Source organism: Motilibacter peucedani (assembly GCF_003634695.1).
GTDB classification, from domain to species: domain Bacteria; phylum Actinomycetota; class Actinomycetes; order Motilibacterales; family Motilibacteraceae; genus Motilibacter; species Motilibacter peucedani.
This window is the reverse complement of the sequence record NZ_RBWV01000010.1, coordinates 512,114-525,771: the sequence shown is the minus strand read 5'-3', so window position 1 is coordinate 525,771 and position 13,658 is coordinate 512,114. Positions and strand designations below refer to the sequence as shown.

The 13,658-nt window shown below is 73.3% G+C and carries 15 protein-coding genes; 1 reads left to right on the top strand and 14 read right to left on the bottom strand.

Annotated elements, in window-relative coordinates; all coding sequences use genetic code 11:
* Positions 1-6: 6 nt before the first annotated feature.
* The 12 genes from rpoZ to pyrR all read right to left on the bottom strand — a co-directional run bounded on the left by rpoZ (position 7) and on the right by pyrR (position 11,644).
* A complete protein-coding gene (rpoZ, locus tag CLV35_RS07280) occupies positions 7-273 on the bottom strand; it encodes a DNA-directed RNA polymerase subunit omega (RefSeq protein ID WP_121192776.1) in 267 nt (88 codons plus the stop codon).
* Between the two features lie 28 nt (positions 274-301).
* Positions 302-865, bottom strand: coding sequence for a guanylate kinase (gene gmk, locus CLV35_RS07275; protein ID WP_121192775.1), 564 nt, complete (start codon positions 863-865; stop codon positions 302-304).
* Positions 862-1,185 (bottom strand): integration host factor, actinobacterial type, encoded by a 324-nt coding sequence (gene mihF / locus CLV35_RS07270; protein ID WP_121192774.1) that lies wholly within the window; start codon positions 1,183-1,185, stop codon positions 862-864. Before mihF ends, gmk begins: the two co-directional genes overlap by 4 nt.
* A gap of 183 nt (positions 1,186-1,368) precedes the next feature.
* Positions 1,369-2,058 (bottom strand): orotidine-5'-phosphate decarboxylase, encoded by a 690-nt coding sequence (gene pyrF, locus CLV35_RS07265; RefSeq protein ID WP_121192773.1) that lies wholly within the window; start codon positions 2,056-2,058, stop codon positions 1,369-1,371.
* Positions 2,055-3,002, bottom strand: a complete 948-nt coding sequence (locus tag CLV35_RS07260) for a dihydroorotate dehydrogenase (RefSeq protein ID WP_121192772.1) — start codon at positions 3,000-3,002, stop codon at positions 2,055-2,057. The genes pyrF and CLV35_RS07260 overlap by 4 nt, the downstream gene beginning before the upstream one ends.
* Complete coding sequence (locus CLV35_RS07255; protein WP_121192771.1) at positions 3,002-3,871, bottom strand: dihydroorotate dehydrogenase electron transfer subunit; 870 nt, start codon at positions 3,869-3,871, stop codon at positions 3,002-3,004. Before CLV35_RS07255 ends, CLV35_RS07260 begins: the two co-directional genes overlap by 1 nt.
* 4 nt (positions 3,872-3,875) lie before the next feature.
* On the bottom strand, positions 3,876-7,172 hold the full coding sequence (gene carB, locus CLV35_RS07250) for a carbamoyl-phosphate synthase large subunit (protein ID WP_121192770.1): 3,297 nt from the start codon (positions 7,170-7,172) through the stop codon (positions 3,876-3,878).
* Positions 7,173-8,300, bottom strand: coding sequence for a glutamine-hydrolyzing carbamoyl-phosphate synthase small subunit (gene carA, locus CLV35_RS07245; protein WP_121192769.1), 1,128 nt, complete (start codon positions 8,298-8,300; stop codon positions 7,173-7,175). It abuts the gene before it with no gap.
* Positions 8,300-8,842: a PH-like domain-containing protein gene (locus tag CLV35_RS07240; RefSeq protein ID WP_121192768.1), complete on the bottom strand. Its 543-nt coding sequence runs from the start codon at positions 8,840-8,842 to the stop codon at positions 8,300-8,302. The genes carA and CLV35_RS07240 overlap by 1 nt, the downstream gene beginning before the upstream one ends.
* Positions 8,839-10,131, bottom strand: coding sequence for a dihydroorotase (locus tag CLV35_RS07235; protein WP_121192767.1), 1,293 nt, complete (start codon positions 10,129-10,131; stop codon positions 8,839-8,841). The genes CLV35_RS07240 and CLV35_RS07235 overlap by 4 nt, the downstream gene beginning before the upstream one ends.
* Positions 10,128-11,072, bottom strand: a complete 945-nt coding sequence (locus tag CLV35_RS07230; RefSeq protein ID WP_121192766.1) for an aspartate carbamoyltransferase catalytic subunit — start codon at positions 11,070-11,072, stop codon at positions 10,128-10,130. Before CLV35_RS07230 ends, CLV35_RS07235 begins: the two co-directional genes overlap by 4 nt.
* Positions 11,069-11,644 (bottom strand): bifunctional pyr operon transcriptional regulator/uracil phosphoribosyltransferase PyrR, encoded by a 576-nt coding sequence (gene pyrR, locus CLV35_RS07225; RefSeq protein WP_121192765.1) that lies wholly within the window; start codon positions 11,642-11,644, stop codon positions 11,069-11,071. The genes CLV35_RS07230 and pyrR overlap by 4 nt, the downstream gene beginning before the upstream one ends.
* A 434-nt stretch (positions 11,645-12,078) precedes the next feature.
* On the opposite strand from pyrR, the gene bldD reads away from it, so the two are divergent.
* A complete protein-coding gene (bldD, locus tag CLV35_RS07220) occupies positions 12,079-12,573 on the top strand; it encodes a transcriptional regulator BldD (protein ID WP_121192764.1) in 495 nt (164 codons plus the stop codon).
* A 61-nt stretch (positions 12,574-12,634) separates the two neighbouring features.
* Here bldD and nusB read toward each other — a convergent pair whose 3' ends face one another.
* Positions 12,635-13,042, bottom strand: a complete 408-nt coding sequence (gene nusB, locus CLV35_RS07215; RefSeq protein WP_121192763.1) for a transcription antitermination factor NusB — start codon at positions 13,040-13,042, stop codon at positions 12,635-12,637.
* A 10-nt stretch (positions 13,043-13,052) separates the two neighbouring features.
* A complete protein-coding gene (efp, locus tag CLV35_RS07210; RefSeq protein WP_121192762.1) occupies positions 13,053-13,616 on the bottom strand; it encodes an elongation factor P in 564 nt (187 codons plus the stop codon).
* Positions 13,617-13,658: the final 42 nt, after the last annotated feature.

Here is a 13,658-nt window from a genome sequence, read left to right as displayed (position 1 = left end):
CGGGCGCTAGGGCTGGTCGATCGGCTCGGCCGTCAGCAGGCCGGAGTTGATCTCGCGCAGCGCGATCGAGAGCGGCTTCTCGTGGACGTGGGTCTCGACCAGGGGACCGACGTACTCGAGCAGGCCCTCGCCCAGCTGGGAGTAGTAGGCGTTGATCTGGCGGGCGCGCTTGGCACCGTAGATGACCAGGCTGTACTTGCTGTCGGTGGCCTCGAGCAGCTCGTCGATGGGCGGGTTGGTGATGCCTTCGGGAGTCGCGGAAGTACCAGGCACGCGGACGCTCGCTCTCAGATCGGTGCAGTCACAGCAAGGCTACCAGCCGGTCGCAGACCTCATCGACGCTCGTGTTGACCAGCGTGGTGTCGAACTCGTCCTCCGCGGCCAGCTCCACGCGGGCGAGGTCGAGGCGGCGCTTGACCACCTCGGGCGACTCGGTGCCGCGGCCGGAGAGCCGGCTGACCAGCTCCTCCCAGCTGGGCGGGGCCACGAAGACGAGCAGCGCCTCGGGCACGCGCGAGCGCACCTGGCGGGCGCCCTGCAGGTCGATCTCGAGGACGACCGGCACGCCGCCGGCCAGCCGCTGCTCGACCGGGCCGCGAGGGGTGCCGTAGCGGTTGCCGGCGAACTCGGCCCACTCGAGCAGGGCGTCGTCGGCCACCAGCCGGTCGAACTCCGCGTCGGTCACGAAGGAGTAGTGGACCCCGTCGACCTCGCCCGGGCGGGGGAAGCGCGTGGTCGCCGAGACCGACACCCAGATCTCGGGGTGCTGCTCGCGCAGGGCCTTGACGACCGTGGTCTTGCCGACGCCCGAGGGGCCGGAGAGCACGACCAGGCGGCGGGAGGCCGGAGCCGGGTCCGCGCTCACGCCTCTCGGGCCGGGAACTCGCGCTCGAGCGCGGCGGCCTGGTTGGCGCCGAGCCCGCGCACGCGCCGCGTCTCGGCGATGCCCAGCCGCTCCATGATCTGCTTGGCGCGCACCTTGCCGACGCCGGGCATCGACTCGAGCAGCGCGGACACCTTCATCTTGCCGACGACGTCGTCGGTCTGGCCCTGCTTGATGACGTCGCCGAGCTGGGCGCCGGAGTGCTTGAGCCGGCTCTTGACCTCCGCGCGCTCCCGGCGGGCCGCTGCGGCCTTCTCCAGAGCCGCCGAACGCTGCTCGGGTGTCAGTGGGGGAAGGGGCACGCGGTCACCTCGGGGTCGCCTGTTGCTTGACGTACCGGGGCGCGGGGCACCGGCCGAACTCCTACCCGCGCAACCTAGCGAGTCGCCCCGGCGGCAGGCAACGCGGGCGTCCCCACGACGTCGTGGACCCCCGTCGCCCCAGGGCGCGCACCGGGGACCACGACGTCGTGCGACGCTCGCGGGTCAGCGGCCGGGGTACGCGGCGGCGAGCGCCCGCGCCGCCTCCCCCGGGTCGGGGGCACCGGTGACCGGCCGCCCGACGACGAGCAGGTCGGCGCCGTCGGCGAGCGCCTGCTCCGGGGTGGCCACCCGGGCCTGGTCGCCGGCCGCGGACCCGGCCGGCCGGACGCCCGGCGTGACCAGGACGACCTCGGGCCCGACCTCTGCCCGCACGGCCGCGACCTCGCGCGGCGAGCACACCAGCGCGCCGGCGCCCGCCCCGACCGCCAGGACCGCGAGCCGGCGCACCGCGTCGAGCGGAGGACCGGCCAGGCCGACCTGGGCGAGGTCGGACTCCGCGAGCGAGGTCAGCACCGTCACCGCGGTGACCCGCCCGGCGGGCAGAGCCTCGACGGCCGCCCTCACCATCGCCGCGCCGCCGGCGGCGTGCACGGTGAGGTATTCCGGCGCGAGCCCGGCCACCGAGCGGGTCGCGCCCGCGACGGTGTTGGGGATGTCGTGGAGCTTGAGGTCGAGGAACAGCTCGACCCCGGGCGCAGCCTCCCGGACCGCAGACACCGAGGCGGCGCCGTCGCGCAGGTAGGTCTCGAGCCCGACCTTCAGGCAGCGCACGTGCGGCCCGACGGCGCGGGCCCAGCGCAGGGTCGTCCCGAGGTCGGGAGCGTCGAGGGCGACGGCGATCGGGGCGCTCACGCGTACTCCTGCTCGAAGGACCGGTGGGCGTAGCCCACGGCGTCGACGAAGCGCTCGAACCCGCGCTCCTCCAGGGCGTCGTGCAGCTCGCGCAGGACGCGCACGGGCGCCGACGGGTCGTTGAAGACGACGGTGCCGACCGAGACGGCCGACGCGCCGGCCAGCACGAGCTGGAGCGCGTCGAGCCCGGTGCGCACTCCCCCGACCCCCAGGATCGGGACGTCGGGGAGGGCGGCGTGCACCTGCCAGATGCAGCGCACCGCGACCGGCCGGATCGCCGGCCCCGACAGCCCGCCGGTCACCCCGGCCAGCGCCGGGCGCAGCGTGCCGGTGTCGATGACCATGCCGAGCACCGTGTTGATCATCGTCAGGCCGTCGGCGCCGGCGCCCACGCAGGCTCGCGCGATGGTGACGATGTCGGTGACGTCGGGCGAGAGCTTGGCCAGCACCGGGATCGCGGGGTCGAGCGCCCGGCGCGCGGCCTGCACCGCGGCCGCGGCGGCCATCGGGTCGCAGGCGAACACCAGCCCGCGGTCCTCGACGTTGGGGCACGAGATGTTGACCTCGACAGCGGCCACCGACCCGGGAGGGGCGCCGTTGACGCGGTCGGCCACCACGGCGTACTCGTCGATCGAGCCGCCGGCGATGGAGACGATCGTGCGCGCCCCCTGGGCCTGCAGCCACGGCAGGTCGTGCTCGACGAAGGCGTCGACGCCAGGGCCCTGCAGGCCGATGGAGTTGAGCATGCCGCTGGGCGTCTCGGCCATCCGCGGCGTCGCCCGCCCCGAGCGCGGCGCGAGCATGACGCTCTTGGTGACCACCGCACCGAGCTCGGAGAGCGGGAAGAAGCGCGAGAGCTCGCGGCCGTTGGCGGCGCAGCCCGAGGCGGTCGCCAGCGGGTTCGGAAGGACCGCTGAGCCGAGAGAGGTACGCAGGTCGACCATCAGTGCCCTCCTGCAGGCAGCGGGGCGCCGAGGCAGTCGGGCGGGACGGTGCCGACGTCGGCCCAACGCACGGACTCGCCGCGGAAGACCGGGCCCTCGGTGCACGAGCGCACCATGCGGGTGACCCCGTCGTCGCCGACGACCGGCAGCACGCAGGTCATGCAGACCCCGATGCCGCAGGCCATGGCCTCCTCGACCGCGACCTGCGCGGCGACACCGTGCGCCGCCGCCACCTCCGACAACGCGCGCAGCATGGCCATCGGGCCGCACGCGTAGACGACGTCGGTGTCGGCGCGGGCGAAGACGGCGGGCAGCACGTCGGTGACCCGGCCGCGGTGGCCCAGCGAGCCGTCGTCGGTCGTGACGGTGACCGACTGGGAGATGCGCTTGGCGTCGAGCACGCCGAAGAGCCGGTCCTCGGAGCCGGCGCCGAGCACCACGTCGACGCGGCACCCGCGCGCCCGCAGGGCGTCGGCGAGCGAGAACAGCGGGGCGCTGCCGTAGCCGCCGCCGACCAGCGTGCAGCTCGCAGGGTCCTTCGGCAGCGCGAAGGGCGTGCCGAGCGGCCCGACGACGTCGACCGGGTCGTGCGGCCGGCAGCCGGCCAGCCACGAGGTGCCCGGACCGTGCGCAGCCAGCACGATCTCCACCGTGCCGCCGTAGACGCCCCGCTCCTGCGCCCGGTAGATCGAGAACGAGCGGCGCAGCAGCATGCTGGAGCTCTCGCCGCCGACTGCCAGTGCGACGAAGTGGCCCGGGCGCACGCGCTCGGCGACGCCCTGCGCCAGCAGCGTCACGTGGAAGTAGGCGCCGACGCGGCGCACCGACAGCACCTCGCCGCGCACCTGGATCGGACCACTGGGAGCCACTCGCTCACTCCCCCCGGATCGCGGTGATGACGGCGGCGTGCTCCTGCAGCGAGGCGACGCCGATGGTGCCGGAGCGGAACGCCTCGATGCCCTGGACGGCTGCCCCCAGCTCCTGCACCGTCGTGATGATCGGGCGGTCCATGGCCGTGGCCGCGGTGCGGATCTCGTAGCCGTCGGCCCGGGCGGCCCGCCCCGTGGGCGTGTTGACCACCATGTCGACCTCGCCGGCGAGGATCCGGTCGACAATGGTCGGCTCGCCGTCGTCGCCGCGCCCGGCGGAGAACTTGCGGACCACCGTGGCGGAGACGCCGTTGCGGGCGAGCACCGAGGCGGTGCCCTCGGTGGCGAGCAGCTCGAAGCCGAGGTCGGCCAGCCGCTTGGCCGGGAAGACCATGGCCCGCTTGTCGCGGTTGGCGATGCTGATGAAGATGCGGCCCTTCGTCGGCAGCCCCCCGAACGCGGCCGCCTGCGACTTGGCGAAGGCGATGCCGAAGGTCGAGTCGATGCCCATGACCTCGCCGGTCGAGCGCATCTCCGGCCCGAGGACGGCGTCGACGTGGACGCCCTCGACGGTGCGGAAGCGGCTGAACGGCAGCACGGCCTCCTTGACCGAGATCGGCGCACCGAGCGGCAGGTCTCCCCCGTCGCCGCGGGCCGGCAGCATCCCCTCGGCGCGCAGCTCGGCGACGGTCGCCCCGAGCATGACCCGCGCGGCGGCCTTGGCGAGCGGCACGGCCGTCGCCTTCGACACGAACGGCGCGGTGCGCGATGCGCGGGGGTTGGCCTCGAGCACGTAGAGGACGTCTGCCGCGAGGGCGAACTGCACGTTGAGCAGACCACGTACGCCCACTCCGCGGGCGATGGCCTCGGTCGAACGGCGTACGCGCTCGATCTCCTCGCGCCCCAGGGTGACCGGCGGCAGGACGCAGGCCGAGTCGCCGGAGTGGATGCCGGCCTCCTCGATGTGCTCCATGACGCCGGCGAGGTAGAGCTCGGTGCCGTCGTAGAGCGCGTCGACGTCGATCTCCACGGCGTCGTCGAGGAACCGGTCGACGAGGACCGGGTGCTCAGGCGTCACGGCGCCCGCTACGGCGGAGAACCACTCGCGCAGCTCCTCGGCGTCGTGCACGATCTGCATGCCCCGACCGCCGAGCACGTAGGACGGGCGCACCAGCACCGGGTAGGCGATGTCGGCCGCGATGGCGGCGGCGCCCTCGTAGTCGGTGGCCGTGCCGTGCTTCGGCGCAGGCAGCCCCGCCTCGGCCAGCACGCGGCCGAAGGCGCCGCGGTCCTCGGCGAGGTGGATGGCACTGGGCGACGTGCCGACGATCGGCACCCCGGCCTCCTCGAGCGCGCGGGCGAGACCGAGCGGCGTCTGGCCGCCCAGCTGCACCACGACGCCGGCGATGGGCCCGGCGCGCCGCTCGGCCTCGACGACCTCGAGCACGTCCTCGAGCGTCAGCGGCTCGAAGTAGAGCCGGTTGCTGGTGTCGTAGTCGGTGGAGACCGTCTCGGGGTTGCAGTTGACCATGACGGTCTCGAACCCGGCCTCCCGCAGCGCAAAGGACGCGTGCACGCAGGAGTAGTCGAACTCGATGCCCTGCCCGATGCGGTTGGGCCCGCTGCCGAGGATGAGCACGGCCGGCGTCTCGCGCGGCGCGACCTCGTCCTCCTCGTCGTAGGACGAGTAGTGGTACGGAGTGGTTGCCTTGAACTCGGCGGCACAGGTGTCGACGGTCTTGTAGACCGGCCGGATGCCGAGCGCGTGGCGCACACCTCGCACGACCGCCTCCGGCATGCGCCGCAGCTCACCGAGCTGCAGGTCGCTGAAGCCGTGGCGCTTGGCGAGCGTGAGCAGCTCGGGCGTCAGCTCGGGCGCCTCGGCGACCTCGGCGGCGATCTCGTTGAGCAGCGCGACCTGGTCGAGGAACCACGGGTCGATCTTCGTCGCCTCGAAGGCCTCCTCGACGCTCGCGCCGGCCCACATCGCGCGCTGCACCAGCTGGAGCCGTCCGTCGTGCGGGCGGCTCGCCAGCTCGAGCAGCTCGGCGGCGTCGCCGCGATCGCCGGCCCACGAGAACTGCGAGCCCTTCTTCTCCAGCGAGCGCAAGGCCTTCTGCAGCGCCTCGGGGAAGCTGCGGCCGATGGCCATCGCCTCGCCGACCGACTTCATGTGGGTGGTCAGCGTCGAGTCGGCGTGGGGGAACTTCTCGAAGGCGAAGCGAGGTGCCTTGACCACGACGTAGTCGAGCGTCGGCTCGAAGCTCGCCGGCGTGACCCGCGTGATGTCGTTGGGGATCTCGTCGAGGGTGTAGCCGACGGCCAGGCGCGCGGCGATCTTGGCGATGGGGAAGCCGGTGGCCTTGGAGGCCAGAGCCGACGAGCGCGAGACGCGCGGATTCATCTCGATGACGACGACGCGGCCGTCGGCCGGGTTGACCGCGAACTGGATGTTGCAGCCGCCCGTGTCGACCCCGACGCCGCGGATGATGGCGAGCGAGATGTCGCGCAGCACCTGGTACTCGCGGTCGGTCAGCGTCATCGCCGGAGCGACGGTGATGGAGTCGCCGGTGTGGACGCCCATCGGGTCGAGGTTCTCGATCGAGCAGACGACGACCACGTTGTCCTTGCGGTCGCGCATGAGCTCGAGCTCGTACTCCTTCCAGCCGAGGATCGACTCCTCGAGGAGCACCTCGCTGGTCGGCGAGAGGTGCAGCCCGCTCCCGGCGATGCGGCGCAGGTCCTCGGGGCTGTAGGCCATGCCAGAGCCCGCGCCGCCCATCGTGAACGACGGGCGCACGACGCACGGGTAGCCGAGCTCCTCGGCCGCCTCGAGGCACTCGTCCATCGAGTGCGCGATGCGCGACTTGGCGTAGCCCGCGCCGATCTCGTCGAGGACCTCCTTGAACCGCTGGCGGTCCTCGCCCTTCTGGATCGCCTCGACGTTGGCACCGATCAGCTCGACGCCGTACTCCTCGAGCACGCCGGCGAAGTGCAGCGACATCGCGGTGTTGAGGGCGGTCTGTCCGCCGAGCGTCGGGAGCAGCGCGTCGGGGCGCTCCTTGGCGATGACCTTGGTGACGAACTCCGGCGTGATCGGCTCGACGTAGGTCGCGTCGGCGATCTCGGGGTCGGTCATGATCGTCGCGGGGTTGCTGTTGACGAGGATGACCCGCAGGCCCTCCGAGCGCAGCACCCGGCAGGCCTGCGTGCCGGAGTAGTCGAACTCGGCGGCCTGCCCGATGACGATCGGGCCCGAGCCGATGACCAGGACGCTCTGGATGTCTTCGCGGCGCGGCATCTAGCGGCGTCCCTTCTGGTGGCTCGTCATGAGGTCCGTGAAGCGGTCGAAGAGGTACGCGGCGTCGTGCGGCCCGCCCGCGGCCTCGGGGTGGTACTGCACGCTGAACGCCGGCACGTCGTCGCACGCCAGGCCCTCGACGACGTCGTCGTTGAGGTCGACGTGGCTCACGCGCGCCACGCCGTACGGGGTGGTGACCGGCGAGCCGTCGGACGGGGCGTCGACCGCGAACCCGTGGTTGTGGGCCGTGACCTCGACCCGGCCGGTCGCGAAGTCCTTGACCGGCTGGTTGATGCCGCGGTGGCCGTAGCGCAGCTTGTAGGTGCCGAGCCCGAGCGCGCGGCCCAGGATCTGGTTGCCGAAGCAGATGCCGAAGGTCGGCAGCTCGCGCTCGAGCGCGCCCTGCACGAGCGCGACCGGGCCGTTGGTGGTCGCGGGGTCGCCCGGGCCGTTGCTCACGAAGAGGCCGTCGGGCGCGAGCGCGAGGACGTCCTCGATCGTCGTTGTGGCAGGCAGCACGTGGGTCTCGATGCCGCGGCGGGCCATCTGGTGCGGCGTGGCCCGCTTGAGCCCGAGGTCGAGGCAGGCGACGCGCAGGCGCGCCTCCCCCACCGCCGGCACGACGTAGGGCTGGCGGGTCGTGACCTCGTGGGCGAGGTCGGCGCCCACCATCTGCGGGCTCGCGAGCACCCGTTCGAGCAGCGCCTGCGGGTCGCGCTCGACGCTGGAGATGCCCACCCGCATGGCGCCGCGCTCGCGCAGGTGGCGGGTGAGCGCGCGGGTGTCGATGCCGCTGATGCCGACGACGCCCTGCTCGCGCAGAGCGTCGGGCAGCGAGCGCTGCGCCCGCCAGCTCGACGAGCGGCGTGCGGGGTCGCGGACGACGTAGCCCGCCACCCAGATGCGGTCGGACTCGGGGTCCTCGTCGTTGACGCCGGTGTTGCCGACGTGCGGGGCCGTCATGACGACGACCTGGCGGTGGTAGGACGGGTCGGTCAGGGTCTCCTGGTAGCCGGTCATGCCGGTGGAGAACACCGCCTCGCCGAAGGTCTCGCCCTCGGCGCCGAACGACTCGCCGGCGAAGGCGCGGCCGTCCTCGAGCACCAGCAGCGCAGGGGTGCGGGCCATCAGCTCGCCACCCCCGCCAGCGCGCGCACGGCGTCGACGATCGCCTCGCGGTCGGCCGCGGCCCGCGGCCGGAAGCCGGTGTCGAGATCGCGCTGCCCGTGCTGCCAGGTCACCACGACGAGGCCTCCTTCTTCGACGAACTTGCCGGCCATGCCGCGCTCGAGGCGGGCACCGCGCAGGGTTGCGGTGGGGATGAACACGTCGGGAGCGCCGACGCGGGAGAACAGCACGCCGGCGTCGGTGACGACGAGGTGGGCCAGGCTGCGCACGCCGAGGCCGTGGACGACGATGCGGTCGAGCCAGTCGCCCGCGGTGGTCGTGACGACGTAGGTCCCCTCGGCCCGCGCGCGTACGGTGCCGCGCGAGACGGCCTCCGGGACGGCCGGCAGGGCGGGTACGTCGCGCTGGCGTCCGCCGCGCTTCTTCCACCCGCGCCACATGAGCAGGTAGGCGACCGCGAGGAAGGCGAGGATCGCGCCGGTGAGCAGCAGCCGGTCGCCCAGCCGCGTCAGCGGCGCGGAGTGCGCGGCGAGCCCGGTCATGCGAGGACCCCGTCGAGGACGGTGGCCCGGCCCCGCAGGAACGTCGCGACGACGCGTCCGGGGAGCTCGCGCCCGGCGTAGGGCGTGTTGCGGCTCTTGCTGGCGAGGGCGGCTGGGTCGACAGTGCGCCGCGCCGCCGGGTCGACGAGCACCAGGTTGGCGGGCTCGCCCACCGCGACCGGCCGGCCGTGGCCCTCGAGCCGGCCGATCTGCGCCGGGCGGGTCGAGAGCCGGTCGGCGAGCCCCGCCCAGTCGAGCAGGCCGGTGTCGACCAGGGCCAGCTGCGCGACCGAGAGCGCGGTCTCGAGGCCGAGCATGCCGGGCGAGGCGTAGGCCCACTCGCCCTCCTTGTCCTCGGTGGCGTGCGGCGCGTGGTCGGTGGCGATCGCGTCGATCGTGCCGTCGGCCACGCCCTCGCGCAGCGCCTGCACGTCCTCGGCGCTGCGCAGCGGCGGGTTCACCTTGTAGACCGGGTCGTAGGTGCTGGCCAGCTGCTCGTCGAGCAGCAGGTGGTGGGGAGTGACCTCAGCGGTGACGTCGAGCCCGCGCTCCTTGGCCAGCCGCAGGATCTCGACCGAGCCGCGGGTCGAGACGTGGCAGACGTGCAGCCGGCTGCCGACGTGGGCGTTGAGCAGGATGTCGCGGGCGATGACCGCCTCCTCGGCGACCGAGGGCCAGCCCTTCAGGCCGAGCACGCCGGAGAGCGCGCCTTCGTTCATCTGCGCGCCCTCGGTGAGTCGCGGCTCCTGCGCGTGCTGGGCGATCACGCCGTCGAACGCCTTGACGTACTCGAGCGCCCGGCGCATGAGGACCGCGTCTGAGACGCAGTGCCCGTCGTCGGAGAAGACGCGTACGCGTGCCGCGGACTCCGCCATCGCCCCGAGCTCGGCGAGGCGCTCGCCTTGCAGGCCGACCGTGACCGCGCCGACCGGCGCGACGTCGCACCACCCGGCCTCGGTGCCCAGGCGCCAGACCTGCTCGACGACGCCGGCGGTGTCGGCGACCGGCGAGGTGTTGGCCATCGCGTGCACCGCGGTGAAGCCGCCCAGCGCGGCCGCGCGGGTGCCGGTCTCGACCGTCTCCGCGTCCTCGCGGCCCGGCTCGCGCAGGTGGGTGTGCAGGTCGACCAGGCCCGGCAGCAGCATCAGCCCGGCGGCGGCCACGACGGTCGCGCCGGCGGTGTCGGCCGCGCCCGGTGCGGTGATCCCGGCGACCACGCCGTCGCGGAGCACGACGTCGCGGGGATCGCCGCCGTAGGGGCGTGCGGAGGTCAGGACGTAGGTGGTCATGCGCGCGGGTCGCTCCCGGTCTGCAGGGCTCCTCCGAGCAGGAGGTAGAGGACGGCCATCCGCACGCTCACGCCGTTGGCGACCTGCTCGACGATGGTCGAGCGGGCCGAGTCGGCGACCTCGGCGGTGATCTCGACGCCGCGGTTCATGGGCCCCGGGTGCATGACGATCGCGCCGTCCTGGAGGACGGCGGCGCGGGCCGCGTCGAGGCCGTAGCGTCGGGAGTACTCACGCGCCGAGGGGAAGAACGCCTCGGTCATGCGCTCGCGCTGCACGCGCAGCGCCATCACGACGTCGGCCTTGGCGAGCTGCGGGTCGAGGTCGTAGGTCGTCTCGCACGGCCACTGCTCCACCCCGACGGGCAGCAGCGTCGGCGGGGCGGCGAGCACGACCTGCGCGCCCAGCGTCGCGAGCAGCAGCACGTTGGAGCGGGCGACGCGGCTGTGCAGGACGTCGCCGACGATCAGGACGCGGCGCCCGGCCAGGTCTCCGCCGAGGCGCTCGCGCATGGTGTAGGCGTCGAGCAGCGCCTGCGTGGGGTGCTCGTGGGTCCCGTCGCCGGCGTTGACGATGGCGCCGTCGACCCAGCCGGTCGCGGCCAGGCGGTGGGCCGCCCCGCTGGCGCTGTGGCGCACCACGACGGCGTCGGCGCCCATCGCCTGCAGGGTCAGCGCGGTGTCCTTGAGGCTCTCGCCCTTGGAGACGCTCGAGCCCTTGGCGCTGAAGTTGATGACGTCGGCCGAGAGCCGCTTGGCGGCCGCCTCGAACGAGATGCGCGTGCGGGTGGAGTCCTCGTAGAACAGGTTGACGACGGTCCGCCCGCGCAGCGTCGGCAGCTTCTTGATCTCGCGCTGCTGCAGCGCCGCCATCTCGCGCGCGGTGTCGAGCACCAGCAGCGCCTGGTCGCGGCTGAGGTCGCCGGCGGAGACGAGGTGCCTCATGCCGAGGCCTCCCCCGCCGGTGCCTCGCCGGGCTCCTCCGACCCGCCCGACGGGGCGATCACGACCTCGTCGGCGCCGTCGGTGCCGGCCACCCGCACCAGGACGCGCTCGCGCAGCGAGGTGGGCAGGTTCTTGCCGACGTAGTCGGCGCGGATCGGCAGCTCGCGGTGGCCCCGGTCGACCAGCACGGCCAGCTGCACCGCTCGGGGGCGGCCGACGTCGTCGAGCGCGGTGAGCGCGGCGCGGACCGTGCGGCCGGAGAAGAGCACGTCGTCGACCAGCAGCACCAGCCGACCGCCGACGCCGCCCGCGGGGATGTCGGTGTGCTCGAGGGCGCGGGCCGCGCGCAGGCGCAGGTCGTCGCGGTACATCGTGATGTCGAGGCTGCCGACCGGCACCGGGGAACCGGAGAAGGCGGCGATCCGCTCGCCGAGGCGGCGGGCCAGCTCGACCCCGCGCGTGGGGATGCCGAGCAGGACCAGGTCGTCGGCGCCTCTGGTGCGCTCGATGACCTCGTGGGCGATGCGCGAGAGCGCGCGGTCGATGTCACCTGCGTCGAGCACGGTGGACACGTGACCCCCTTCCCCGCCTCGCTGGACGGGTCTTAAAGGACGTCTTGCGGGACGCACGCTACCAGGTGGGTGCCCGGCGTCCGGCGGCCGGCGGCGGGGTGGCCTGCCGTCGCCGGGCGGCTGCCTTCCGTAACCACCGGGGCAGGTCGGCCTGGTCCGGTGCGCGGCCGCCGCGTACCCGTCCCTGGTCCGCCGTCGCGGGCTGTGCAGGACCCGGAGCTCGTCGGCACCGGAGTCCGCAGACCCACCGTGACGTGGGCAAACGCGACATCCTGCGCGCAGCTCCGGTACCGGGTCGTCGCTCTCGGTACGTGCGATGACCCGTTCAGGGGTAACGTGTCGGGTTCCGCTTGACCGCCATACTCACGCTCCGTAACGTCACTGAGGGTGACGGGCAGGGCAGGCGCCGTCGAGGCAGACGGAGGGACGATTCCATGGCGAGTGACTACGGGCGTGCACTGGGTGCACGGCTGAGGGCGATCCGCACTCAGCAGGGGCTGTCGCTGCACGGGGTGGAGGAGAAGAGCGACGGGCGCTGGAAGGCGGTCGTCGTGGGCTCGTACGAGCGCGGCGACCGGGCGGTCACCGTCCAGCGGCTCGCCGAGCTGGCCGACTTCTACAGCGTGCCGGTCAGCGAGCTGCTGCCCGAGAGCGCGCCCGGCGGCGCCGCGGAGCCCCCGCCCCGGCTGGTCATCGACCTCGAGCGCCTCGGGTCGGTGCCGGCCGAGAAGGCCGGCCCGCTCGCGCGCTACGCGGCGACGATCCAGAGCCAGCGCGGCGACTACAACGGACGCGTCCTCTCGATCCGCCAGGACGACCTGCGCACGCTCGCGGTGATCTACGACCAGTCGCCCAGCGTCCTGACCGAGCAGCTCATCACCTGGGGCGTGCTCAACCCGGAGGCGCGGCGCGCCGTCAGCGACGACTGAGCCTGGCAGACGACGAGAGGCCGGTCCCCCGCGCTCGGGGGGCCGGCCTCTCGTCGTGCGGCTAGGGCTTGACGCGCGCGAGCTTGCCGAGCAGCCCGTTGACGAACTGCGGCGAGTCCTCGGTGGAGAGCTCCTCGGCGAGCGCGACCGCCTCGGCGAGGGCGACCTCGTCGGGCACGTCGTCGCGCTCGAGCACCTCGTAGGCGCCGATCCGCAGGATGGCGCGGTCGACCGCGGGCATGCGGTCGAGCTCCCAGCCGACCGCGTGCTCCCCGAGCAGCGCGTCGATGCGGTCGCGGGCGCCCACGACGCCGCGTACGAGCTCGACCGCGTAGTCCTCGTCCTCGGGCCCGAGGTCGGTGTTGCGCGCCCGGCGCTCGGTCAGCGTGGTGAGCGGGTCGCGCGAGCGGGCCTCGGACTCGTAGAGCACGTCGAGCGCCCGCTTGCGGGCCTTGTGGCGGGCGGACATCGCCGGAGCCTCAGGAGCTGACGCGGCCCAGGTAGGACCCGTCGCGCGTGTCCACCTTGACCTTCTCGCCGGAGGTGATGAACAGCGGGACAGCGATCTCGGCGCCGGTCTCGAGGCGCGCGGGCTTGGTGCCGCCGGTGGAGCGGTCGCCCTGCAGACCGGGCTCGGTGTACTCGATCACGAGCTCGACCGAGGCGGGCAGCTCGACGTAGAGCGGCGTGCCCTCGTGGATCGCGACCATCGCCTCCTGGTTCTCCAGCAGGTAGTCGGCCGAGCCGCCCACGGTGGCTGCGGGGATGTGCAGCTGCTCGTAGGAGTCGGTGTCCATGAAGACGAAGTCGGCGCCGTCCTTGTAGAGGTACTGCATGTCGCGCTTGTCGACGGTCGCGGTCTCGACCTTCACGCCCGCGTTGAACGTGCGGTCGACCACCTTGCCGGACATCACGTTCTTGAGCTTGCTGCGAACGAAGGCGCCGCCCTTGCCCGGCTTGACGTGCTGGAACTCGATGACCGTCCACAGCTGGCCGTCGATGTTCAGCACCAGGCCGTTCTTGAGATCGTTCGACGTTGCCACGGGAGTTGACGCCTCGCTCTGCAGGTAGGGGGACCGACGTGC

What these genes read in the sequence shown, in the direction of transcription:
- CLV35_RS07260 (WP_121192772.1), bottom strand. Translation starts at nt 3,002, where the DNA reads ATGGTCGACCTGCGTACCTCTCTCGGCTCAGCGGTCCTTCCGAACCCG.
- carB (WP_121192770.1), bottom strand. Translation starts at nt 7,172, where the DNA reads ATGCCGCGCCGCGAAGACATCCAGAGCGTCCTGGTCATCGGCTCGGGC.
- carA (WP_121192769.1), bottom strand. Translation starts at nt 8,300, where the DNA reads ATGGCCCGCACCCCTGCGCTGCTGGTGCTCGAGGACGGCCGCGCCTTC.
- CLV35_RS07240 (WP_121192768.1), bottom strand. Translation starts at nt 8,842, where the DNA reads ATGACCGGGCTCGCCGCGCACTCCGCGCCGCTGACGCGGCTGGGCGAC.
- CLV35_RS07235 (WP_121192767.1), bottom strand. Translation starts at nt 10,131, where the DNA reads ATGACCACCTACGTCCTGACCTCCGCACGCCCCTACGGCGGCGATCCC.
- CLV35_RS07230 (WP_121192766.1), bottom strand. Translation starts at nt 11,072, where the DNA reads ATGAGGCACCTCGTCTCCGCCGGCGACCTCAGCCGCGACCAGGCGCTG.
- bldD (WP_121192764.1), top strand. Translation starts at nt 12,079, where the DNA reads ATGGCGAGTGACTACGGGCGTGCACTGGGTGCACGGCTGAGGGCGATC.
- nusB (WP_121192763.1), bottom strand. Translation starts at nt 13,042, where the DNA reads ATGTCCGCCCGCCACAAGGCCCGCAAGCGGGCGCTCGACGTGCTCTAC.